21 protein-coding genes are annotated in these 23,808 nt (G+C 60.4%); 4 read left to right on the top strand and 17 right to left on the bottom strand.

The genetic code is table 11. The features are described from left to right. Positions 1-29: 29 nt before the first annotated feature. Positions 30-2,375, top strand: a complete 2,346-nt coding sequence (locus LSO07_RS03255) for a penicillin-binding protein 1A (protein WP_046681678.1) — start codon at positions 30-32, stop codon at positions 2,373-2,375. Between the two features lie 175 nt (positions 2,376-2,550). Here the strand turns inward: LSO07_RS03255 and cyaY are convergent, their stop codons facing one another. After that, complete coding sequence (gene cyaY, locus LSO07_RS03250) at positions 2,551-2,880, bottom strand: iron donor protein CyaY (protein ID WP_034778305.1); 330 nt, start codon at positions 2,878-2,880, stop codon at positions 2,551-2,553. A 40-nt stretch (positions 2,881-2,920) separates the two neighbouring features. Between cyaY and lptM the strand changes: the two genes are divergently transcribed. Continuing rightward, positions 2,921-3,103, top strand: a complete 183-nt coding sequence (gene lptM, locus LSO07_RS03245) for an LPS translocon maturation chaperone LptM (RefSeq protein WP_034778304.1) — start codon at positions 2,921-2,923, stop codon at positions 3,101-3,103. On the opposite strand, the gene LSO07_RS03240 is transcribed toward lptM, so the two are convergent. The 5 genes from LSO07_RS03240 to LSO07_RS03220 all read right to left on the bottom strand — a co-directional run bounded on the left by LSO07_RS03240 (position 3,100) and on the right by LSO07_RS03220 (position 8,979). Continuing rightward, positions 3,100-3,753 (bottom strand): sulfite oxidase heme-binding subunit YedZ, encoded by a 654-nt coding sequence (locus LSO07_RS03240; protein ID WP_151092257.1) that lies wholly within the window; start codon positions 3,751-3,753, stop codon positions 3,100-3,102. The two genes, lptM and LSO07_RS03240, sit on opposite strands and share 4 nt — an antisense overlap. 9 nt (positions 3,754-3,762) lie before the next feature. Continuing rightward, positions 3,763-4,740, bottom strand: coding sequence for a protein-methionine-sulfoxide reductase catalytic subunit MsrP (gene msrP, locus LSO07_RS03235; RefSeq protein WP_151092255.1), 978 nt, complete (start codon positions 4,738-4,740; stop codon positions 3,763-3,765). 84 nt (positions 4,741-4,824) lie between these two features. Continuing rightward, positions 4,825-5,976 (bottom strand): c-type cytochrome biogenesis protein CcsB, encoded by a 1,152-nt coding sequence (gene ccsB / locus LSO07_RS03230; RefSeq protein WP_034778299.1) that lies wholly within the window; start codon positions 5,974-5,976, stop codon positions 4,825-4,827. 49 nt (positions 5,977-6,025) lie between these two features. Further along, positions 6,026-8,122: a cytochrome c biogenesis protein ResB gene (locus LSO07_RS03225; protein WP_151092253.1), complete on the bottom strand. Its 2,097-nt coding sequence runs from the start codon at positions 8,120-8,122 to the stop codon at positions 6,026-6,028. A gap of 185 nt (positions 8,123-8,307) precedes the next feature. After that, positions 8,308-8,979 (bottom strand): c-type cytochrome, encoded by a 672-nt coding sequence (locus LSO07_RS03220; RefSeq protein WP_034778295.1) that lies wholly within the window; start codon positions 8,977-8,979, stop codon positions 8,308-8,310. Positions 8,980-9,165: 186 nt separating this feature from the next. Between LSO07_RS03220 and yihA the strand changes: the two genes are divergently transcribed. Next, positions 9,166-9,909: a ribosome biogenesis GTP-binding protein YihA/YsxC gene (gene yihA, locus LSO07_RS03215; RefSeq protein WP_099395868.1), complete on the top strand. Its 744-nt coding sequence runs from the start codon at positions 9,166-9,168 to the stop codon at positions 9,907-9,909. 76 nt (positions 9,910-9,985) lie between these two features. On the opposite strand, the gene LSO07_RS03210 is transcribed toward yihA, so the two are convergent. The 5 genes from LSO07_RS03210 to LSO07_RS03190 form a co-directional block, all read right to left on the bottom strand. Further along, positions 9,986-10,867 carry a hypothetical protein gene (locus tag LSO07_RS03210; RefSeq protein ID WP_225317160.1) on the bottom strand — a complete coding sequence of 294 codons (882 nt, stop codon included), beginning with the start codon at positions 10,865-10,867 and terminating at the stop codon, positions 9,986-9,988. A 272-nt stretch (positions 10,868-11,139) separates the two neighbouring features. Continuing rightward, positions 11,140-14,250, bottom strand: a complete 3,111-nt coding sequence (locus tag LSO07_RS03205; protein WP_034778288.1) for an efflux RND transporter permease subunit — start codon at positions 14,248-14,250, stop codon at positions 11,140-11,142. Beyond that, positions 14,247-15,419: an efflux RND transporter periplasmic adaptor subunit gene (locus LSO07_RS03200; RefSeq protein ID WP_151092251.1), complete on the bottom strand. Its 1,173-nt coding sequence runs from the start codon at positions 15,417-15,419 to the stop codon at positions 14,247-14,249. Before LSO07_RS03200 ends, LSO07_RS03205 begins: the two co-directional genes overlap by 4 nt. A gap of 87 nt (positions 15,420-15,506) precedes the next feature. Continuing rightward, positions 15,507-16,865 (bottom strand): ATP-binding protein, encoded by a 1,359-nt coding sequence (locus LSO07_RS03195; protein WP_034778284.1) that lies wholly within the window; start codon positions 16,863-16,865, stop codon positions 15,507-15,509. Continuing rightward, positions 16,862-17,590, bottom strand: a complete 729-nt coding sequence (locus LSO07_RS03190; RefSeq protein ID WP_034753223.1) for a response regulator — start codon at positions 17,588-17,590, stop codon at positions 16,862-16,864. Before LSO07_RS03190 ends, LSO07_RS03195 begins: the two co-directional genes overlap by 4 nt. Positions 17,591-17,776: 186 nt before the next feature. Here LSO07_RS03190 and LSO07_RS03185 point away from each other — a divergent pair, with 186 nt between their 5' ends. Beyond that, positions 17,777-18,310, top strand: a complete 534-nt coding sequence (locus LSO07_RS03185) for a Spy/CpxP family protein refolding chaperone (protein ID WP_170846394.1) — start codon at positions 17,777-17,779, stop codon at positions 18,308-18,310. 96 nt (positions 18,311-18,406) lie between these two features. On the opposite strand, the gene dsbD is transcribed toward LSO07_RS03185, so the two are convergent. From dsbD to rpsM, 6 genes are all read right to left on the bottom strand, one after another. After that, positions 18,407-20,353, bottom strand: a complete 1,947-nt coding sequence (gene dsbD / locus LSO07_RS03180; RefSeq protein ID WP_151092249.1) for a protein-disulfide reductase DsbD — start codon at positions 20,351-20,353, stop codon at positions 18,407-18,409. 156 nt (positions 20,354-20,509) lie between these two features. Beyond that, positions 20,510-20,902 carry a 50S ribosomal protein L17 gene (gene rplQ, locus LSO07_RS03175; RefSeq protein ID WP_034753219.1) on the bottom strand — a complete coding sequence of 131 codons (393 nt, stop codon included), beginning with the start codon at positions 20,900-20,902 and terminating at the stop codon, positions 20,510-20,512. A 148-nt stretch (positions 20,903-21,050) separates the two neighbouring features. Beyond that, positions 21,051-22,028 (bottom strand): DNA-directed RNA polymerase subunit alpha, encoded by a 978-nt coding sequence (locus tag LSO07_RS03170; protein WP_008444343.1) that lies wholly within the window; start codon positions 22,026-22,028, stop codon positions 21,051-21,053. A gap of 108 nt (positions 22,029-22,136) precedes the next feature. Then, positions 22,137-22,760: a 30S ribosomal protein S4 gene (rpsD, locus tag LSO07_RS03165; protein ID WP_010394478.1), complete on the bottom strand. Its 624-nt coding sequence runs from the start codon at positions 22,758-22,760 to the stop codon at positions 22,137-22,139. A 258-nt stretch (positions 22,761-23,018) separates the two neighbouring features. Continuing rightward, complete coding sequence (rpsK, locus tag LSO07_RS03160) at positions 23,019-23,423, bottom strand: 30S ribosomal protein S11 (RefSeq protein WP_010394475.1); 405 nt, start codon at positions 23,421-23,423, stop codon at positions 23,019-23,021. Between the two features lie 17 nt (positions 23,424-23,440). Then, the gene (gene rpsM, locus LSO07_RS03155; RefSeq protein ID WP_046681666.1) at positions 23,441-23,806 is read right to left on the bottom strand and encodes a 30S ribosomal protein S13; all 366 of its coding nucleotides are present in this window, start codon (positions 23,804-23,806) and stop codon (positions 23,441-23,443) included. Positions 23,807-23,808 lie beyond the last annotated feature (2 nt).

The following is a 23,808-nucleotide window of genomic DNA, read 5'->3' as shown; positions in this document are numbered from 1 at the left end:
GGCATAATTAACCGAAAGACATACGACGCATGACATCTTCAAAATCCGCTGGCCCCGCTGGCTCGAAGCCGCCCACCAAGGGCAGCAAACCCAAACGTTTCCTGCTGATGGCCCTGGCATCGCTGCTGGGCCTGGGCATCGTCGGCGTCTTGCTGGTGGTCTTTGGCCTGGCCATGGCCTATCCGAACCTGCCGGCGCTCGATACCTTGACCGATTACAAGCCAAAGATGCCGCTGCGCGTGTTCACGTCCGACAGCGTGCTGATCGGCGAATTCGGCGAGGAGCGCCGCAACATGGTGCACATCAAGGATATTCCCGATGTCATGAAGAAAGCCGTGCTGGCCATCGAAGATGACCGCTTCTATGAACATGGCGGCGTCGATTACCTGGGCATCACGCGCGCGGCCCTGCACAACCTGACGGGCGGCGCCAAGCAAGGCGCCTCGACCATCACGCAGCAGGTGGCGCGCAATTTCTTCCTGTCCAGCGAACAGACCCTGAAACGCAAGGCGTATGAAGTCTTGCTGGCCTGGAAGATCGAGAAAAATCTCAGCAAGGACCAGATCCTCGAAGTGTATATGAACCAGATTTATCTGGGACAGCGCGCCTACGGCTTCGCCTCGGCCGCGCAAATCTATTTCGGCAAGAACATCCAGGACCTGACCGTGGCCGAAGCGGCCATGCTGGCCGGCTTGCCGAAAGCGCCGTCGGCCTACAATCCCGTCGTCAATCCGAAACGCGCGCGCATGCGCCAGCAGTACATCCTGCAGCGCATGGCGCAGCTGGGCTACATCACGCCAGAGCAATACACGGAAGCCAAGAATGAAGAGCTGAAAGTGAAAACCGACAGCAGCGCCTTCGGCGTGCACGCGGAATACGTGTCGGAAATGGCGCGCCAGCTGGTCTACGAGCAATTCAAGGAAGACACCTACACGCGCGGCCTGAATGTCTACACCACCATCACCAAGGCAGACCAGGACGCCGCCTACATCGCCTTGCGCAAGGGCGTGATGGATTACGAGAAACGCCACGGCTACCGCGGCCCGGAAGCGTATATCGAGATTCCGAAAACCAAGGCCGAAGCGGATGACGCGATCGAGACGGAACTGGCCGACCACCCGGACAGCGACGACATCATCGCCGCCATGGTGCTGCAAGCGTCGCCCAAATCGCTGCAGGCAGTCACGTCGGCCGGCGAGGAAATCACGATCACGGGCCCCGGCCTGACCTTCGGCGCGGCCTGGCTGTCGGAAAAAGCGGCGCCGAACCGCCGCATCAAGCGCGGCGCCGTGATCCGCGTCATGCAAGAAGGCAATGCCTGGGTCTTGACGCAAATGCCGGAAGTACAATCGGCGTTCGTCTCGGCCAGCACCACGGATGGCGCCATTCGCGCCATGGTGGGCGGATTCGATTACAACCGCAACAAGTTCAACCACGTCACGCAAGCGTGGCGCCAGCCAGGTTCCGCCTTCAAGCCCTTCATCTATTCCGCTTCGCTGGAGCGGGGCCTGTCGCCGGCCACCATCATCAACGATGCGCCGATCTCGTTCGACGCGGGCCAGACGGGCGGCCAGGCGTGGGAACCGAAGAACTACGACAGCAAATACGATGGTCCGATGACCATGCGCAAAGGCTTGATGAAATCGAAGAACATGATTTCCATCCGCATCCTGCACAAGATCGGCGCCAAGTATGGCCAGGAATACGCGACGCGCTTCGGCTTTGACGCGGACAAGAACCCCCCGTACCTGACCCTGGCCCTGGGCGCGGGCAACGTGACGCCGCTGCAGATGGCGGGCGCGTATGCCGTGTTCGCCAATGGCGGCTACAAGATCAACCCGTACCTGATCGCCAAGGTGACCGATAGCGACGGCAATGTGTTGTCGCAAGCCAAGCCGGACCTGGCGGGCGAGGAAGCCAACCGGGTCATCGACGAGCGCAACGCCTTCATGATGAACAGCATGCTCAACGACGTCGTGCGCTTCGGCACGGCCAACAAGGCCATGGCCTTGAAGCGTCCCGACCTGGCCGGCAAGACGGGCACGACCAATGATTCGATCGACGCGTGGTTCGCCGGATACCAGGCCAAGCTGGTGGGCATCGCCTGGATCGGCTACGACCAGCCGCGCAACCTGGGCAACAGGGAAACGGGCGGCGGCCTGGCCTTGCCGATCTGGATCAGCTACATGGCGAAAGCCCTGAAGAGCATCCCCGTCGAGGAACGCGCCGTGCCGGAAGGCCTGATCCACGTGGGCGACGAGTATTACTATGCGGAAAATCCACCGGGCACGGGCGTGGGCAGCCTGGAAGGCGCGGCGCGCGGCACGCCGGAGGAAGAGAAGGCGAAAGAGGCTGTGAAGAACGAGCTATTTTAAACACGTAGGCCGGGTAGGTCGGATTAGCGCGCAAGCGCGTCATCCGACAACATCGTTGGCGCCGGTGGTGGTGTCGGGTTACGGCCTGCGGCCTAACCCGACCTACCCGACACTGGACCACAAAAAATGGGCAGCCCGCAAAGGCTGCCCATTTTTCATGCATCACTTCAAACACTTACTTCAATACAACTGCCGCACCCGCCTGCTCGCTGGCCATGGCCGACAAAGCCGCAAACAGTTCCGAACTGTCGCGCGTGTTGATCCACTCGTCGCCCACGCGCTTGTAGTGGAAACCGCCGGAACGGGCGGCCACCCACATTTCGCGCATGGGGGCCTGGCTGTTGACGATGATTTTCGTGCCGTTATCGATGAACTCGATTTCCAGCACATTGCCGCTGCGGCTGCATTCGACGTCGAGCACGTCTTCATCGTTCAGCCGGTCCAGCGCCGCCTCGATCTGGGTCAGGGTGGCTTCGGCCAGGGCCAGGAATTCCGATTCGCTCATGCTACACTCCAAAGATCTTAATCAAACCGTGATTCTAATCGTGAAGTCATCCTCAGCGTTTTATATCGGCACCGCCATTGTGGTTTCTAGCGTCCTGGCCGGCTGCGGCCAGCCCGGCCCCCTGTACCTGCCCAAGCCGCCAGCGGCCAAGGGCGCGCCAGCCAAAGGCCCGGTCGAACCGGCGCCCGTGCCGCCGCCACCGGTGATCGTGCCAGCAACCTAAGCCGAGCGTACCGGGGTGGCAGCCTTGGCCGCCCTGGCGCTCTTCTCTCGCTTGACCCAGGCGAAATACACGCGTATTAACAGCAGTAGCGCGACGATGCTGCCGAACAGGATCGGTTGCGCGAAATTATTCTTGCCCGCCTTCATCCACCAGAAGTGCAAGATACCCAGCGGCGCGATAACATAGATCAAGCGGTGCAGCCACTGCCAGCGCTTGCCCCCCATGCGTTTCACCATGCCGTTCGTGCTCGTCACGGCCAGCGGAATCAGCAGCACGAAAGCGATGAAACCCACCGTGATGAACGGACGCTTGAGCACATCCTTCCACATTTCCTGCACATCGAAAAAGTGATCAAACCATAAAAAAGTGGTGAAGTGCAGCGCCGCGTAGAAAAAGGCGAACAGGCCCAGCATGCGCCGCAGCTTGATCAGCCAATTCCATTGCGTGAGGCGCCGCAAGGGCGTGACAGCCAGGCTGATACACAGGAAATACAGGGTCCAGTCGCCCGTGCCGCGCGTGATGAATTCCAGGGGCTCCACCAGTTGCCCCGTGTACGTCAGCCAGACCATGCGCGCGAACGGCAGCAGCGCCAGCAAGAAGATCAGGCTTTTCAGCAGCGACAACTGCTTGCTCGTGGGGTTGAGGGCCATGGTATTTCCTTAAAAGAACTTCTTCAGATCCATGCCCGCATACAAGGAAGCGACATCGTTGTAGCCATTGAACATCAGGGTCTTGCGCTTGCGCGTGAGAAAACCATCTTCGCCGATGCGCCGCTCGGATGCTTGCGACCAGCGCGGATGATCGACGTTGGGATTCACGTTCGAGTAAAAACCATATTCGGACGGCGCCGACAGGTTCCAGGACGTGCGCGGCTGTTCCTTGACGAAACGGATCTTGACGATGGATTTGGCGGATTTGAAACCATATTTCCACGGCAACACCATGCGCACGGGCGCGCCATTCTGATTCGGCAAGGTTTCGCCATACATGCCCAGGGTGAGCAGCGCCAGCGGATGATTCGCCTCATCGATGCGCAAGCCTTCCGTGTAGGGCCACTGCAGCACGCGGCTGCCCACGCCTGGCATCTGCTTCTTGTCGGCCAGGGTGATGAATTCCACATACTTCGCATTGCCCGTCGGTTCGACCTTCTTGATGATTTCCGAGAAGGAATAACCGACCCACGGGATGACCATCGACCAGCCTTCCACGCAGCGCAAGCGGTACACGCGCTCTTCCAGCGGCGCCAGCTTCAGCAGCGCGTCGAGGTCCAGGGTCATGGGCTTCTTGACTTCGCCCTCGATGCTGACGGTCCAGGGCCGCGTGCGCAGGGTGCCCGCGTTTTGCGCCGGGTCGCTCTTGTCCGTGCCGAATTCGTAGAAATTGTTGTAAGTGGTGGCGTCTTTATACGCCGTCTGCTTTTCCAGCGCCGAATAGGCGGGATTGAGCTTGGCGGCCAGCTTGGGATTGGTGCCTTGCGCGAAGGCTTCGCGGCTGGCCATTTCCAGCAAGGCCGCGCTGGACACGGAGCCCAGGGCGATTTGCTTGATGAAGCTGCGGCGCGATTCAAACACGGCACGCGGCGTGATTTCGGAAGAATACGGCAACTCAATGCCGTTGGGACTGCGCTTGATCAACATGGCGGCTCCGGGAAAAGGTGATTGTTTGTACCTTACACCAGTTTTCCCGGGCCGTTCATGACGCTTCTGTCATGCAAAAAACAATTAAAGCTTGCCGTAAGAATGTAATCCAGAAAGGAACATATTCACGCCCAAAAACGCGAAGGTCGTCACCAGCAAGCCCACCAGCGCCCACCACGAGGCGACGCGGCCGCGCAAGCCCGTCATCAGGCGCATGTGCAGCCAGGCTGCATAGTTGAGCCAGACGATCAGCGCCCACGTTTCTTTCGGGTCCCACGACCAGTAGCCGCCCCATGCTTCGGCCGCCCACAAGGCGCCCAGGATGGTCGCTACCGTGAAGAAAGCGAAGCCGACGGAAATAGCCTTGTACATGACGTCGTCGAGCACTTCCAGCGATGGCAGGCGGTCGACCAGGTAGCCGCTCGATTTGAGCAGGTAGGCCGCCGCCACCATGGCCGACAGGGCGAAGGTGCCGTAGCCGATGAAGTTGGCCGGCACGTGGATCTTCATCCACCAGCTTTGCAGGGCCGGCACCAGCGGCTGGATTTCGGCCGCGTCGCGCGTGACCGTGTACCACATCAGGAACACGACGGCCGCGGAAATGACCAGCATGACGAAGGCGCCCAGCTGGCGCGTCGCGTAATGCTGTTCGTAGTACAGGTAAAACATGGCCGTGATCAGGGAAAACAGGATGAACACTTCATACAGGTTCGACACGGGAATATGGCCCACGTCGGCACCGATCAGGTAAGACTCGTACCAGCGCACCAGCATGCCCGTCAGGCCCAGCACGACGCCGGCCCAGCACAGCAGGGAGCCAACGGACGAGCCGAATTCCGAGCGCGCCACCAGGCCGATCCAGTAGAACAGGGTCGACAGCACGAACAGGGTGCCCATCCACAAGATGGCGGATTGGCTCGACAAGATATATTTCAGGAAGAATTTCTGGTTCGCCATCTCCAGGTGGCCAGCGTACAGCTCGATGGCGAACAGCGACAACACGGCCGCCACGGGGATCAGCCAGCGCACGGGCTTCCAGTACCAGCCCAGCCACGCGAACGTGGGCGCCGCGGCCAGCAAGATGGCTTTTTCATAGATATCCATGAAGGCGCCAAAGCGCACCAGGCCGAACAGGGATGCGGCCAGCAAGCCGGCGCCATACAGCCAATCGATCAGGCTCAGGCGCTTGAAAAATCCCGGTTCCTGCGTATATATTTGCTTGTTTGCCAATTCCATCATTTTCTCCATTGCAGGCGACGCGCAAGCGTCCCAGACACAGCGCAGCTTACGCCGATTGCGGCAGCTTTGCCTTCAAGTTCTCAAATTCTTTTTCAAAATCCAGCGTCTTGCGTTGCGTGCTCATGGCCATCAAGGCATCGCTGCCGCCCTCGCCATCCTTGATCCACACCCACAGGCGGCGCTCGCGGATATAAAACATGGAAAACACGCCGATCACGAGGAACAGGCAGCCGAGGTAGACCACGCTCTTGCCCGGCGAACGCGTCACCTGCAGCACGGACGCCTTGATTTCCGTGAAGTCGTCGAGTTGCAGATACACGGGCGCGCCATAGAAGAAGCTGTCGGACAGCGCATTCGTGGCCAGTTGCAGGAAGCGGCCATGCTTGTCATCGGCCTCGATGGCTTTCAAGCCATCCTGGGCGCGCGCCGCCTGCCACAAGTCCCACAGGCTGCCATTCAGTATCTTCATGAAGATATCGGCCGCTTTTTCTTGCTCGGCGGCAGGAATTTTCTCCAGGAAGCGCGAAATGGCGAGGAAGCCGCCCTCTTGCCCATTTCCGGCAAAGATGCCCAGGCTTTTCGCCGCCGATTCCTGCAACTGGCCGCGCAAGGCTTCCGCACCCGGTTGCGGCATGGCGCGCGCCGCATAGCGCGTGGCGGCCTGCTGGCGCAGCGCGGGATCTTGCAGCGCGGCACGCAAGCGCATCCATTCGTTCACGCTGTAATTGTCATCGGCGGGAATGCGCAGATAGCTGAACGGGTCGCTGGGGTTGACGCGCATGCCGGCCAGGAACACCGTCGTGCCATCCACGGTGACCGGCTGCATGTAGTTCTGGTACTCGCGCGCCTGGCCCGTCTTGTCGCGCAATTTGTATTGCACCGAAGGACCGACGTTCTTGAGATCCTTGTTGTTCGCATTCTTCGCGGCCGAACCGAGGCGTTTATCGAGGCCGACGGCAAACTTATCGTTGAAACTTTCCGCCTTGCTGACGGCACGCACGTCCTGGCCGGCGCTGAGGTTTTCCACGTTGAACGGGCGGAAACCCGACCATTCCACCGTGTAGGAATTGCCGTCGCTGCGCTCGAGCGGGGTGCTGCCGCCCACTTCGCCGCCGATATCGAAGCGTTTCGTCGTCTTGCCCGTCATGGGAAAGCCCGTCAACTTGAGCTTACTGCCGCCATCTTCAAAGCTGGATTGGTACAGGGCCAGGCCCTTGTACAGCAGCGGCTGGTTGACTTTGATGGTTGCAGGGAAACTTTCCCCTGTTTCATGATCCGTCACCACGACATCGCTGGCGAACAGCTTGGGCATGCCCGTGCTGTAGAAATCGATGTGGAATTTTTTCAGCAGGATGGTGATGGGCAGGTCCTGGATCAGCACGCCATCGGCCTGGGGAATGATGGCCGTGTTGCTCGACGCGCCTTCCGGGATCATGGTGTTGCCGCGGAAAGTGGGGTTCGACAGGCTCAGGCGGTGCTGGGCGGGAATGTCGGCGATCACGCCGCTGCCGGAAAACGGCGTCTTGCCGAAGAACCATTGCTGTACGCGGATCGGCATTTCCGAATCGAGCAAGCCGCCCACGCAGATGATGACGATGGCGCCGTGGGCAAAGATATAGCCCCATTTATTGGCCGCGCCCCGCTTGGCAGCGACCAGGGTGGCGTTGTCCTTCTCGACCACCTTGGCCGCGTAGCCGGCGTCTTTCAGGCGCATCACCATCAGCTGCGCCAGCACGGTGCGTGGCAGCGGCGCCTGCCATTCCGCCTTGTGATGGAAATTGCGCAGGGATTGTTCGCGCACATTGTCGCGCCAGCTGCGCATATCCTTGAGCATCTTCGGTGCATTGCGCACGATACACAGCGAGGTCGAGGCGACGAGAAAACCCATGATGACCAGGAACCACCAGGCCGAATACACGGAGTACAGGCTCAGCTTGTCGAAGACGGCGAACCAGAACGGGCCGAACTGGTTCACATAATTGGGCATGGGCTCATTTTGCTTGAGCACGGTGCCGATGATGGACGCGACGGCGATCAGGGTCAGCAGGCTGATGGCAAAGCGCATCGACGAGACCAGCTCGACGAATTCAGCCAGGCTGCGGCGTTGGGTCTTTAACTCGATTCCGGTCGTGCCTGTGCTCATACGTTGATACTCATACGGGATATGCAATCTTCAAGAAAATTTAGGCATGGAGCAGATAGTTTCTCCGCGCAAGGCGGCAGCATACTCCTGTTTGGCCCCTGCCATAAAAAAGGGCAGCCTGTCGAGACGGCCGCCCTGGTTCATGCGCGCTGGTGCGCCTGGCAATCTCTTGCCACTATGAAAACTTACTTCAGGCCGGCGATGTAATCGGCAACGGCGGCGATCTCGTCATCCGACATGCGGGCGGCGATGGTGTGCATTTGCGCGCTGTTCTTGCGGGCATCAGCCTTGGTGCTGCGGAACATGGCCAGCTGGGCCACCGTGTAGTCCTGGTGCTGGCCGGCGATGCGCGGATACTGGACGGGAATACCATTGCCCGTCGCACCATGACAGCTGGCGCAGGCAGCAACTTGCTTGGAAGCAATGCCACCACGGTAGATTTTCTTGCCCAGGTCGATCGTGTCCTTGTTTTTCGCGGCGCCCGGCTTGGACAGCTGCGCGCCCAGGTAGGCGGCGATATTCTTCTTGTCGGCGTCGCTGAGCATCTTCGCGTACGTCGTCATGACGGGCTGGTTGCGCTCCGGCGTGGTGAAGTCGACCAGTTGCTTGTAGATATAGCTTTCGTGCTGGCCGGCCAGCTTCGGATTGACCGTGATGGTCGAATTGCCGGCCGCGCCATGGCAGGAGACGCAGGCAGGCAGGCCGCGTGCCGCATCGCCATCGGCGTACAGGGTAGCGCCCTTGGCCGCGTCGACCTTGACGGCCGGTTTCGCTGCTTCGACCGCAGAGGCAGTTGCCGATACAGCCAGCAAAGCGAGCAGCATGGATTTGATAAACGGTGAAAACGCACGATTCATTCAGGCACCCTGAGACAGTGAGAAATTAGTGGTGGACATTGCCGCGCCCTGTGGATTTTTGCTTTATTTTCAGGGCCGCAAGCCGCATCGCTGCTACGCCGGCAACAATAAACAACCCCTTATTGTACAATAGCTTCTTGGCGTTATCGCTCCCTTATCGCTCCCTTTTGTTGCTTTACTACTCCCATGTCAAAACTCTGGCAAGCCCGCTTCTTTACGACCGTCAACCAATTGCGTGACCTGCCCGATACCACGGTGCCGGAAATCGCCTTTGCCGGCCGCTCCAATGCCGGTAAATCGACCGCCATCAACATCTTGTGTAATCAGAAAGGCTTGGCGTTCGCCTCCAAGACACCTGGCCGTACCCAGCATATCAACTACTTCTCCATCGGCGGCGCCCACGTGGCGCAGCACCGCAAGGATGCCACCATCGTTGAAGAGATCGAATGCCTGCTGGTCGACTTGCCGGGCTACGGCTACGCGGAAGTCTCGGGCTCGGCCAAATTGCACTGGCAGCGCCTGCTGGGCGACTATGTGCAGCGCCGCGAGCAATTGGCGGGTTTGATCCTGATCATGGATTCGCGCCGCCCATTCACCGACCTGGACATCCAGATGCTGGAATGGTTCGCCCCGACGGGCAAACCGATCCACTGCATCCTGACGAAAGTCGATAAGCTGAACCGCAATGAATCCGTGAATGCCTTGCGCCAGGCGAAAGCCAAGCTCGACAGCTACGTGGATGAAGACGGCGTCGGTTTCCCGTTCACCGTGCAACTGTTCTCGGCCCTGAAGCGCGTCGGCATCGACGAAGCCAACGACAAGATCATGGAACTGGCCGGCATCAGCGAAGATGGCGCGGCCCAGATGGTCGAATTGATCGACATGGAAGACGATGTCGAGCCGGAAGCAGGAACCGACAAATCGGCTTGATCGAGATCAACGCTGCGTAAAAAAAGGCTGCCCGTTCACACGGTGCAGCCTTTTTTATTGCCAGTTTTACGAGCGCCTAGCGCCGTCCCGGCCCTGGCCGTTTCTCGGAAAAGAATTCCTGGCGCAGGAAGGCCATCAGCTCGGCCGTGTCTTCCACGCGGGCGCTGAGGTTGACGTTGCGCCCCAGGCGGCGCGATTCCCAGACGAAATCACCGGGCTTTTCGGCACGGATCAGCTGGATCATCTTCTTCAAGATGGCCGTTTCGATATCGGGCTCATTGCCCAGCTCGACTTTTTCCTGCTTCAGCCAGTTGCGCTTGAAGTTGCCGTTCCAGCCTTTGAACTTGACTTCGGCACTGAACGAAGTCTGGTTGACGATGGAAAACACCCCGCCCGAATCCTCGCGGTCGCTGCCGGAATTGCGTCCCTGGGCGCCGGCGATATTCGCCTTGGCCACGCGCATGGCGCGGTCGTTTTCGCTTTCCTCGGCCGGCGGCGCGGGGTTTTGCGCCTCGCGCTGCTTGCGGCGCTGCTCGATCATCGAACTCATGTCTTCAGCCGGCGGCGGCGGCAACGGCACCTTCGACACCAGCGGCGGCGTGAATGTTTCCAGTTTTGGCTTGTCGCGCGGCACGTCTTTTGTGACCACGCGCTTGCTCGGCGCCGGTGGCGGTTTGACCTTGGCCACCTTCGTGTCCTTCGGCTTCGGCGTGGGTTTCGGCTGCGGCTGCGGCTTGTCTTTCAGTGGCGCAATGTAAACCATCGCGCTTTCCTTCTTCGGCGGCGGGATCTTTTCGATCGTATCGCTGCGAAACAATGCATACGCCGCCAGCAGCACGTGCAGCAAGACGGACACGCCGAGCGCCACCTTGCGCATGGTGCTGGTCGTGGACCCGTAGGCCGGTGGTGGCTGGATCACTTGCCCGCAGGTGGGGCAAACATCGGAATCGGCAGCCATCAAATGGGTCGTGTCATGCAAAATGAATCGTGCTTTCTGTGTAGCGACAAAAGTAATCTTACAGGGCAGCCATAGTGCCAGAGTCCCTTGCTTTTGGGAACACTTCCTCGGCATATCCAACCCGAAGCGTACAGGATAGCGACATTCCTTGCAGCGGTAACCAGAGTACCCGAGCCGTCGCTTGACGGTTGTTACCGTATGTATCACGGCCCATACAAAACCGGCGCCGCATTCACTGAGGAACGGGGCGCCGGTGCTGGCCGTGTGGCGGCTCAGGCTTTGTTGTCGAGCGCCACCAATTGCTCGTCCGTCAACGGTCCCGTGCCGCTGTACTTGTCCAGGAACAGATAGATCACGGGGGTGATGAACAGGGTGATCACTTGCGAAAAGAGCAAGCCGCCGACCACGGCCAGGCCCAGCGGCTGGCGCAGCTCGGCGCCGGCGCCCAGGCCCAGGGCGATCGGCAAGGCGCCCATCAAGGCCGCCGCCGACGTCATCATGATGGGGCGGAAACGCAGGATGCACGCCTGGCGGATGGCCTCCGCCGGCGCCAGCCCGTCGTTGCGCTGCGCATGCAGGGCGAAGTCGATCATCATGATGGCGTTTTTCTTGACGATGCCGATCAGCATCAAAATGCCGATGATGGCGATCATGGTCAGGTCCATGCCGAACAGGCGCAGGGTCAGCAGCGCTCCCACTGCCGCCGATGGCAAGCCGGCCAGGATGGTCAGCGGGTGGATATAGCTTTCATACAGCACGCCGAGCAAGACATAGATCACGGCCAGCGCGGCAATGATGAGGATGATCTGGCTGGACTGCGAGCTCTGGAACACGGCAGCGTCGCCGCCGTAGCGCGTGATGATGGAGGCCGGCAAGCTCATGTCCTTGGCCATCGCATCGATCTTGCCCGTGGCAATGCCCAGCGGCACGTCGGGCGCCAGGTTGAAGGCGATGGTGACGGCCTGCAACTGCCCCTGGTGATTCACGGAGGTAGGCCCAATCGTGCGTTCCACGTAGGCAATACTCGACAGTTTCACCAGTTCGCCCGTCTTGCTGCGCACGGACACGCGCGTGAGCGCATCGTCATACTGGCGGTCGGCCGTGGCCGCTTCCAGGATCACGTAGTAGCTGGCTGCCGAGGAATAGATGGTCGACACTTGCCGCTCGCCAAAGGCGCTGTACAGGGCCGTGCGGATGTCGGACATTTGCACGCCCAGCAGGTTGGCCTTGTCGCGGTCGATCCTGAGCGATGCCTGCAAGCCCTTGATCTGCGAATCGCTGGTGACGTCGCGGAAGGCGGGATCCGTGCGCATGCCGGCAATAAACTTTTCCGCCCAGTCATTCAAGGCGTCGGGACTGACGCTTTGCAAGGTGTACTGGTAGCGGCTCTTGCTCTGGCGCCCGCCCAGCTGCAAGTTTTGCACGGGCCGGAAATACACGGCCATGCCTGGCACGGTGCCCGCCGCGCGGCGCAGGTTTTCCAGCACCACCGGCATTTTCGGCCGCTCGCTGCGCGGTTTCAAGACCATGAACATGCGGCCCGTGTTGCCGCCGCCGACGAACGAGGTCACGTCCTGCACGCTGGGGTCCGCCTTGAGCACGGCCGCCACGCGGGCTTGCAAATCCTGCAGTGCCGCCGAGGAAATATCTTCCGACGCTTCCGTATTCACCTGGATCTGGCCCAGGTCTTCTTCCGGGAAGAAACCTTTCGGTATCGTCGCGTACAGCAGCACCGTCAGCGCAAAGGTGCACACGGCAACGAACAGCACCACGTTGCGGTGCGCCAGGGCCTTGTCGAGCAGATGCACATAACCGTTGCGCAATTTTGTGAAACCCGCTTCGAAATGGCGGCCGATAAAGGTTTTTTCGCCATGGCTGGGGTCGCTGTCATTGTGCTCGCGCGAATCGGCCGGCAGGAAGCGGCTGGCCAGCATCGGCACCAGGGTCAGCGACACGACGGCCGACACCAGCACGGCCAGCGAGACGACAACGGCGAATTCATGGAACAGCAAGCCGATCACGCCCGGCATGAAGAAGATGGGGATGAACACGGCCACCAGCGAGACGGAGATCGAAATAATGGTAAAGCCCATCTCTTTCGCCCCTTCCAGCGCCGCGCGTATGGGTTTCTTGCCCATCTCGATATGCCGCACGATGTTTTCCAGCACCACGATGGCATCGTCGACGACGAGGCCCACGGCCAGGGTAATGCCCAGCAGGGAAACGTTATCGAGGCTGTAGCCGAGCCAGTACAGCAGGGCCAGCGCGCCGAGCAGGGAAATCGGCATGGTGACGGCAGGAATGAAGGTGGCCGCCGCGCGGTGCAGGAACAGGAAGATCACCAGCACCACCAGCACCACCGTCAGGGCCAAGGTCAGATTCACGTCGTGGATGGCTTCGCGGATCGACAGCGAACGGTCGTTGACCAGGCTGATCTGTATCGACTGCGGCAATTGTTCCTTGAAGCCCGGCAGCAAACGGCGCACGCCATCGACCACTTGCACGGTGTTGGCGTCCGGTTGGCGCTGCACCATCAGGCTGATCGAGCGCTCGCCATTGAAACTGCCGACGGCCTTGATCGATTGAAAGCTGTCTTCCACCTCGGCCACGTCTTTCAGGCGCACGGGCTGGCCATTGCGGCTGGCGACGATCAGTTCGGCAAAGTCGGCCGCTTTCATCATTTGCGGATTGCCCTGGATGGTCAGGGTCTGGCTCGGGCCGTCAAGAATGCCCAGCGGGGAATTCGTGTTCGAGGTGCGCAAGGCGGTGGCCAATTCGTCCATCGTCAGATTGCGCGCATTCATCAGGTCGGCACGGGCGCGCACCCGCACGGCAAAGCGCTTCTGGCCATTCACGATGACCTGGGCCACGCCCGGCAAGGTCGACAGGCTGGGGGCGATCAGGTTTTCCGCGTAATCGTTGAGGTCCGACAAGTTCAGCGATGGCGACGTCATCTGGATGAACAGCACCGGCGCATCGGCGGGATTGACCTTGCGGTAGGACGGCAAGTCCGTCATTTCCGTCGGCAACTGGCGCTGCGCGCGCAGCAGGGCCGCCTGCACGTCGACGGCCGCCTCGTTGACATTGATGCTGGCGTCAAATTCCAGGGTCAGCGAGGTATTGCCCAGCGTACTCGTGGAGGTGATCAGGCTGAGGCCGGAAATCGTGGAAAATTGCTTTTCCAGCGGCAAGGCCACCGACGAGGCCATGGTTTCCGGGCTGGCGCCGGCCAGGTCGGCGCTCACATTGATGACGGGCGTGTTATAGCTCGGCAAGGCCGCCACGGGAATTTGCAGATAGGCCAGCACGCCGGCCAGGATGATGGAGAGGGACAGCAGCACCACCATGACGGGGCGGCGGATGCTCAGTTCGGACAGATTCATGCTGGCTTGCCCTGCGGTGCGGCAGCGCCATCGGCAGCCTTGTGTTTTTCCACCAGGCGCACCTTGCTACCTGGACGCAAGTTCTGCTTGCCATCGACGATGACTTTTTCATCGCCCGCCAGGCCGGTGACGACGGCGTTCGGTCCGAATGCATACACGCGCGTCACCTTGCGCATCTTGGCCGTGTTGTCCGCTTCCATCGAATACACGAAGGTGCCGGCGGTACTCGTGATGATGGCGTTTTGCGGGATCACCAGCGCATCCTTGAGGGTGCGCACGGTCAGCTGCGTATTCACGTACTGGCCGGGCCACAAATCGGTGCCGCCATTATTGAAACGGGCCTTGATCCTGATCACGCCCGTGGCGGGATCGACGGCATTGTCGATAAAATTCAGTTTGCCATCGAGCTGCTTGCCGCCCGCATCGGACAGCAGCGCCGTGACAGGCACCTCGCCCGCCTTTTGCGCCGCCAGCAAGCCGGACAGGCTGCTTTCCGGCAAGGTGAACGACACGTCGATCGGGTCGAGCTGGGTGATGCTGGTGAGCGACGTGGTCGGCTGCACCAGGCTGCCCGCGTAGACATTGATGGCGCCCACCCTGCCCGCCTGCGGCGCACGCAGGACGGTGTAGCTGGAGTCGACCTGGGCCGCGCGCAAGGCAGCCTGGTCGGCGGCCAGCAAGGCGCGTGCCGCGTCCAGCTGGCTTTGCAGGGTATCGACGGCGCCCTGGGCGATGAAATTCTTGCTCAGCAAATCCTGGTTGCGCTTGAGCTGGCGCTCGAAGTCCTGCACCGAGGCGCGGTCACGCAAGACCTGCGCCTGCGCCTTGTCGACATTCGCATGCTCGCTGCGCGCGTCCAGCGTAAACATCAGCTCGCCCTGCTTGACGAACTGGCCTTCGCGGATATGCACTTTGGTGATCGTGCTGGTCGTCTGCGGGTGCAAGTCCACGCTGCTGATGGGCATCACACTGCCATTGGCTTGCAGCACCATCGGCACATCCTGGCGCACCGGCGCGACCACGCTCACGGTCGTCGGCGCCTGTCCACCCTTGCCCCCTTTACCATCCTGCCCACTGGTCGCCGAGCCGGACTGATGAGTGAAATACCAGATGCCGCCACCGATACACAGGGCCGCACCCACGAGGATTGCCAGACTAGTCTTTTTCATTGTTCTGTCACGCTGTTGCAGCGCAGGGCTGCAGGTTGAATGTAGTTGCCAGGGGGCATAAAGCACAATATTGTCGCACGGAAATGCTCACTTTCCTGCGTAATACTCTGGCACGATGAGGGTGACTTCCAGTCCACCGTCGACGTGATTGAGCAGTGAAACCGTGGCGCCGTGCTGCTCGGCGATATTGCGCGCGATGGTCAGGCCCAGGCCCGTGCCGCCCGATTCGCGCGAACGCGACGTCTCGATGCGGTAAAACGGTTCGAACACTTTAGCCAGTTGATCTGGCGCAATACCCGGCCCGCCGTCGCGGATGCAGATGCGCGCGGCACCGGCGATGCGCTCGACGGTCACCTGCGCGTACAGGCCATATTTGACGGCATTGTCGATCAGGTTCACCAGGCAGCGCCGCATGGCAATGGGGCGCGCCATCAAGGCCATGCCCGCCTGTCCACTGAGGGTGACTTTCTGGCCGGCATCGGCCGCGTCGGAGCAGACGCTATCGAGCAGGGAATCGAGATCGAGCGCCTGCATCGCTTCCGTGCTGTCCATCGAGCGGGCCAGGTCCAGCCCTTCCTTGACCATGCTTTGCATGGCCGACAGGTCGCCCACCAGGCGGTCATACAATTCCGTATCCGCCACTTTTTCCAGGCGCAAGCGCAAGCGCGTCAGCGGCGTCTGCAAGTCGTGCGTGATGGCCGCCAGCATCTGTGTCCGCTGGGAAATATGCTGGCGGATGCGCGCCTGCATGGCATTGAAGGCGGCGCTGGCCTGGCGGATCTCGCTGGCGCCCGACAGGGTCAGCGGCGGATGGTTGATGTCATTGCCCAGGTCTTTCGCCGCCTGCGCCAGCTGCTTGAGCGGGCGCATGGTCATGCGCGTGACCAGATAGGCGAGGATGGCGATGCTGATCAGGAAAGGCAGCAGGGTCATCCAGTCGTTATGTTCATTGAACGGTGGCTGCTGGCGCGGTGGCAAGACCATCAGGCGCAGCACGTGGCCATCCTGCATGCGCACGTCGAGGTTTTCGCAGGTGCCGCCCCATGGCTTGGCGGAAAACATACCCGGCGACTGGCGCGGCTTGACGCAGGCGGCCGGACGTTCGGCCAGCGCGCTGACCTTGAAGCCTTCGCCCAGCTTGGCTTGCAGGGCCGTGGAAAATTCCGTCGGCGCACCGGGCCTATGTTCCGTATCGGGACGCAATTCCAGGCGCACGCTGCCCTTGTTGGCCACTTTCAGGTAGGCGGCGCGCGAGGCCAGCGGCACCACGTCGGCCGCCATCACCAGCTGCTCGGCCCGCTCGACGGCGTGGTAGTCGCGGTATTGCTCGATGGCGCGCTGGCGTTCGCCCACGGCCAGCCACTGCGTCAGCGCGGCCGAAGCGACGATGCCGATCAACAAGAACATGAAGACACGGCCCGTCATCGAGCCCAGGAAGGCCTTCACGCGTGCGGCTCCACATTGACCTGGCCAGCCAGCACGTAGCCGCCGTTGCGCACGGTCTTGATAATTTGCGGCAAGCGGGCATCTTCACCGAGCTTTTGCCGCAGACGGCTGATCTGGATATCGATCGAGCGGTCGAACGGGTCGGCGTCGCGGCCCTGCGTCAGGTTCAGCAGCTGGTCGCGGTTGAGCACGCGGTTCGGGTGTTCCAGGAAGACGCGCAGCAAGCGGAATTCCGCACCCGACAGCATGATCACCAGGCCGCTGGGATTGAGCAGGTGGCGCGCCGTCAGGTCCAGCGTCCAGCCGGAAAAGCGGATTTGCTGCGCCTTGTCCGACGGCACGTTCGACGGCATGGCATGGCTGCGGCGCAGCACGCTACGTATGCGCGCCAGCAATTCGCGGGGCTCGAACGGCTTCGGCAAGTAATCGTCGGCGCCCATTTCCAGGCCCAGAATGCGGTCCAGCGGCTCGTTGCGCGCCGTCAACATGATCACCGGCACGGTTGATTGGGCGCGCAGCTTGCGGCACAAGGTCAGGCCGTCATCACCAGGCAGGTTCAAGTCGAGCACGATCAGGTCGGGCCGCGTTTCATCGAGGATTTTCCACATGGCCGTGCCATCCGCCGCACCCAGGGTGCGGTAGGCGTTCGTTTCCAGGTAGTCCGCCAGCAAGCTGCGGATATCGCGGTCGTCGTCGACGATGAGAATTGTAGAAGTGGGTTCCATGGTACGAATTATCCCCACTTCCCCCGCCCTTGCACAACGCATTTGTATCGTCTTGTATATAGAAGACCCGAAGAAACATATAGATACAAACTGTCTGGCAGCGGACACTTCGGGGAAACATGGCGCGTCCAACATGGATTCATGTGCAGCAACATGTACATCCCTCACTTTTACAAAGGAATCCAGATGAACGCCTCAATGACAACCTTGCGCAAGAACTTGATCATCGCCATGAGCGTACTCGGCATGGGTGCGGCATCGCTGACCGTCCACGCCCAGGAAGCGGCCGCCAGCGCGCCTGCCGCCAGCACCAAGATGCAACATGACGGCCACCGCGGCCAGCACCGCGGCGGCAATCCTGCCGAGCGCATGGCCAAGTACCAGGCCCGCCTGCATGACAAGCTGAAGCTGACGGCCGCGCAGGAACCGGCCTGGGCCACATTCACGGCCGCCAACGCGCCGAAAAAACCGATGGGTGACTGGAAGGCCAAGCGCGAAGCGATGGCCAAGCTGTCGGCGCCGGAACGCATGGAGCAATGGATCGCCATGTCGAAGGAACGCATCGCCAGCCAGGAAAGCCGTCTGGCCTCGCTGAAAACCTTCTACGCCGTGCTGACGCCGGAACAAAAGAAAGTGTTTGATGACAGCGTGCCTGGCGGCAAGCACGGCGGCCATCGCGGTGGCCACCATGGCATGCATCAGCAGCCGAAAGCCGGGTAAGTCGGATTAGGTCCGCAGGCCCGTAATCCGACAACTTTGTTGGCGTGTATGGTGGTGTCGGGTTACGCCCTTAGGGGCTAACCCGACCTACCCGGCCTACTCGTCGAGCTTGCGCAAGGAGGCCAGGAAGGTGGCTGCATTCTGGAAGCCGATCACGCGCGACTGGGCAATTTCCTGCCCTTGCGGGTTGAACATGATGATGCCCGGCGGGCCGAACAGCTGGAAACGTTTCAGCATAGCCTTGTCGTCCGCGTCATTGGCCGTCACGTCCACTTGCAGCAGCACGGCTTGCCCCATCTTCTCGCGCACGGCGGGATCGACGAAGGTCAGTTTTTCCATCTCGATGCACGACACACACCAGTCCGCATAAAAGTCCAGCAGGGCCGGCTTGCCATTGAGCTGGGCCAGCGCCGCGTCCAGCTGCGCCACGGTCTTCACGCGCGTAAACGGCTGGGCATGCACCTGCCCGCCGCCCAGGTGGGCCAGCGGCGCCAGCGGGTCGCGGCCACCGCTGGCCACGCCCACCAGTTGCATCGCGCCCAGCAAGGCAAACACGAGGCCGAAGGCCTTGGCTACCCAGGCGTTCTTCGCGCCGCTCTTGCCCACCAACAAATACATGCCATAGCCGACGAACAAGACCATCCAGCCCAGCATCTGCACGGCGCCCGGCAGCACGGGCGAGACCAGCCACCAGGCCACGCCCAGTTGCAGCACGCCAAAGAAGCGCTTGACGGCATCCATCCAGGCGCCGGCACGGGGCAGCAAGGTGCCAGCCGACACGCCCACCAGCAGCAAAGGCACGCTCATGCCCACCGCCATGGCAAACAGGGCGCTGCCGCCGATGACGACATCGCGCGTCTGGCTGATGTACAGCAAGGCGCCGGCCAGCGGCGCGGCCACGCAGGGTCCCACGATCAGGGCGGAAATGGCGCCCATGACGAACACGCCCGCCAGGCGGCCTGAAGATTGCTGGTTCGATACGGACGTCAGCTTGCCTTGCAGGAAAGCCGGCACTTGCAGTTCATACAAGCCGAACATCGACAGCGCCAGGCCCGCCATCAGCAGGGCAAAGAAACCCAGCACCCACGGGTTTTGCAGCTGGGCCGCCAGGCCTTCGCCCGCCAGACCGGCCGCCACGCCCAGCGCCGTGTAGACGATGGCCATGCCCAGCGCGTACGTCAGCGACAGCAGCAAGCCGCGCGAGCGGCTGACCTTTCCGCCATCGCCGATGATGATCGACGACAAAATCGGTACCATCGGCAGCACGCACGGCGTAAATGCGAGGCCCAGGCCCAGCAGCATGAACAGGGGCACGATGACGAGCAGCTTGCCGCCCTTCAGGGCCGCTTCGATCTTGCCCATCTCGCTTTGCGCGGGCGCGGAGCTTGCCGCCGCGGGCGCCGCCGCGGCCGGCTCGGGCGTGCTGGTGATGTCGGCCTGCGGAATGCTCAGCACGGACACGCCAGGCGACGCCTGCGCCTGCGGGCCGTTGACGGCCACCGTGTCGACCGCCGGTGCGGCCGGCAAGGCGAACTTCGACGGCAAGCCGCCCGGCGCCATGCTCTGGCCGCCGCCACCGCCCACCAGCTGGGCCGTCGCATCCTGCGGCGCATAGCACAGGCCCTTGTCGGAGCAGCCCTGTCCCGTCGCTTTCAAGGTAAACGGCCCGGCAGCTTCCACGGGAATCGTGATGGTGAGGGTCTTGCGGAAGGTTTCCACGTTCTTCTGGAAGGTATCGTCGAACTTGACCTTGCCAGCCGGATACACCGGCGTGCCCAGCTTGGCGCCCACGGCCTCGAACTTGAAGCGCTCGTGGTACATATAGTAGCCATCGGCAATCACATACGTGACGGCGATGGTGGCCGGATCCTGCATGCGGGCGGAAAACTTGAAGGCCAGCTCGGGGTCGAGGAATTCATCGTCGGCGCGGGCTTGACCCGTGCCAAAGACGGCCATGGCCAGCAGCAAACAGGTGGCAAACCAGATCAGCAGTTGATGCAGGGGAGCGGCGCGCGCGGTGGCGCTGGAGGGGAAACGGGACATGAACTACCTTTTCAACCATTCGACAGAGGACGCGCGGGGCGTGCAGTGGCTGCAGGGCCGGCGCGAAAGAAGAATAGTACACCGCAGCAAGGATAGCTGCAGCAGAAAACAAAAAAGCCAGGCTAGGCCTGGCTTTCATTGAAGCAATTACTGGGATTACTCGCCAGCAACTTCAACTGCTTCGGTCGTATCTGGACGATCCATCAGTTCAACGAACGCCATAGGAGCGTTATCGCCGACGCGGAAACCCATTTTCAGGATACGCACATAACCACCGTTACGGTTGGCGAAACGTGGGCCCAGTTCAGCGAACAGTTTGACGACCATTTCACGGTCGCGCAGGCGGTTGAAGGCCAGACGCTTGTTTGCCAGGGAGTCGGTTTTGCCCAGGGTCAGAATTGGCTCGACAACGCGGCGCAGTTCTTTTGCTTTTGGCAGGGTGGTTTTGATCGCTTCGTGACGCAGCAGCGATACTGTCATGTTGCGCAGCATTGCCAGACGGTGGGACGAGGTACGATTCAGTTTACGGAGGCCGTGACCGTGACGCATGATAAATCCTTTCGGTGAGTGTTTAAATTCCAGTTCTTCGATCAGCTGAGTGGGAAACCCCTTACAGCCGCGGACCGGTTTGGTACTACAAAATAAAAGCCTGGGACACCTGTCCCAGGCAGTTTGCTACAACTTGCTTTTACTGCGATTACTTTTCCAGGCCGGCAGGCGGCCAGTTTTCCAGCTTCATGCCCAAGGTCAAGCCGCGCGATGCCAGCACTTCCTTGATTTCGTTCAGGGACTTGCGGCCCAGATTTGGCGTTTTCAGCAGTTCGTTTTCCGAACGTTGGATCAGGTCGCCGATGTAGTAGATGTTTTCCGCTTTCAGGCAGTTCGCCGAACGCACGGTCAACTCCAGGTCGTCGACTGGACGCAACAGGATAGGATCGACCAGCGGAGCGCGCGATGGCGCTTCGGCGGCGGCTTCCGTGCCTTCCAGGGCAGCGAACACATTCAACTGGTCCACCAGGACGCGGGCCGACTGGCGGATCGCTTCTTCCGGCGAGATCACGCCGTTGGTTTCGATGTTGATGATCAGCTTGTCCAGGTCGGTACGCTGTTCAACGCGGGCCGATTCAACGAAGTACGATACGCGGCGCACTGGCGAGAACGACGCATCCAGAATGATGCGGCCGATGGTCTTGTTCGTGTCTTCCGACAGGCGACGCACGTTACCAGGAACGTAGCCGCGGCCTTTTTCAACCTTGATCTGCATGTCCAGCTTGCCACCAGCGGTCAGGTGGGCGATCACGTGGTCAGGGTTGATCAGTTCGACGTCATGCGGCAGGTCGATATCGGAGGCCAGGATCGCGCCTTCGCCTTCTTTTTTCAGGGTCAGGGTTACCGAATCGCGGTTGTGGACTTTGAAAACCACACCCTTCAAGTTCAGCAACAGATCGACGACGTCTTCTTGCACGCCATCGAGGGAGGAATATTCGTGGACGACGCCAGCGATCGTCACTTCGGTCGGCGCGTAGCCTACCATCGACGACAGCAGAACGCGGCGCAACGCGTTACCCAATGTGTGGCCATAGCCGCGCTCGAACGGTTCCATCACGACCTTGGCGTGACCTGCACCGAGAGCTTCAACATCGATAATACGTGGCTTCAACAAACTGTTTTGCATGAAATGTCCTTTTCAATACCCTCGGCTCATTACACCGATAAGGCTGATGGCATTAGTAAAACGCCCACCCGAAAGAAAACGAGTGGGCGGTGATGGTGCTAACTGCTATTAACGCGAGTACAGCTCGACGATCAGCGATTCGTTGACGTCGTTAGCGATTTCGTTACGCTCTGGCAGGGACTTGAAAGTACCTTCCATTTTCTTGGCATCAACCGAAACCCAGCTAGGCATACCAACTTGTTCAGCCAGCGACAGTGCTTCAACGATACGCACTTGCTTTTTCGATTTTTCACGAACAGCAACGATGTCGCCAACTTTGACTGCGTACGAAGCGATGTTCACAACGATACCGTTCACGGTGAACGCTTTGTGGCTGACCAATTGACGCGCTTCAGCGCGGGTCGAGCCAAAGCCCATGCGGTAGCAAACGTTGTCCAGACGCGTTTCCAGCAACTTCAACAGCGTTTCGCCGGTGTTGCCTTTACGACGGTCTGCTTCAGCGAAGTAGCGGCGGAATTGACGTTCCAGCACGCCGTACATGCGCTTGACTTTTTGCTTTTCGCGCAGTTGGTTACCGTAGTCCGAGGTGCGGGCGCCGGATTTGACACCGTGTTGGCCTGGCTTGACGTCCAGTTTGCACTTGCTGTCCAGCGAGCGACGTGCGCTCTTCAGGAACAGGTCTGTACCTTCACGGCGGGAAAGTTTTGCTTTAGGTCCGATATAACGTGCCACGATACTTCCTTTTTTTAAATGATAACGCCCCAGCCACATGCATGATCAAACACACTGATGCGGTTAGGCGCTAGTCTGATTTGGTTTCAATCAGACGGTGGCTGAAAACGAAAAACCCGTCAAACAGAATTTGACAGGCAAGAACAGCCGGGCAGTATAACCGTTTCCGGCTCCCTGCTCCAGCGTTTTCACACAACTGTACTGAGTTACAACAGACAGCAAAGCAGCTGGCGCCGAAGCGCCCTCTGCAACACTATCTTAGATACGACGACGTTTCGGTGGACGGCAACCGTTGTGCGGTACCGGCGTCACGTCCTGGATCTCGGTGATCTTGATGCCCAGGTTGTTCAGCGCGCGAACGGCGGATTCACGACCAGGACCTGGGCCCTTGATACGTACTTCCAGGTTCTTCACGCCACACTCAACAGCCACTTTACCAGCGGCTTCCGCGGCGACCTGCGCTGCGAACGGGGTCGATTTACGCGAACCCTTGAAGCCTGCACCGCCGGAGGTAGCCCACGACAAGGCATTGCCTTGACGATCGGTGATGGTAATGATGGTGTTATTGAACGAAGCGTGGACATGTGCGATGCCTTCAGCGACGTTCTTTTTAACTTTTTTACGCACGCGTGCTGATGCGGCGTTATTTTGCGACTTAGCCATAATTATTCCCTAGCGGATTATTTTTTCAGCGATTGAGCGGCTTTACGCGGACCCTTGCGGGTACGTGCGTTCGTACGCGTACGCTGGCCACGGCAAGGCAGACCCTTACGATGACGCATGCCGCGGTAGCAACCCAGATCCATCAAACGCTTGATGTTCATGGACAGTTCACGACGCAGATCGCCTTCGACGATGAATTTACCTACTTCATCGCGCAGCTTTTCCAGTTCGCTGTCATCCAGATCTTTGATCTTTTTGTTGGTTGCTACACCGGTCGATGCACAGATTTTCTCTGCGCGTGGACGGCCCACACCGTAGATGGCCGTCAGGCCGATAACGGTATGCTGATGATTTGGGATATTAACCCCTGCAATACGTGCCATTT

Source organism: Janthinobacterium sp. PLB04 (assembly GCF_021165895.1).
Lineage (GTDB): Bacteria > Pseudomonadota > Gammaproteobacteria > Burkholderiales > Burkholderiaceae_D > Janthinobacterium > Janthinobacterium lividum.
Note: the sequence above shows the minus strand (reverse complement) of the source record. Positions and strands in the feature narration are given on the sequence as shown.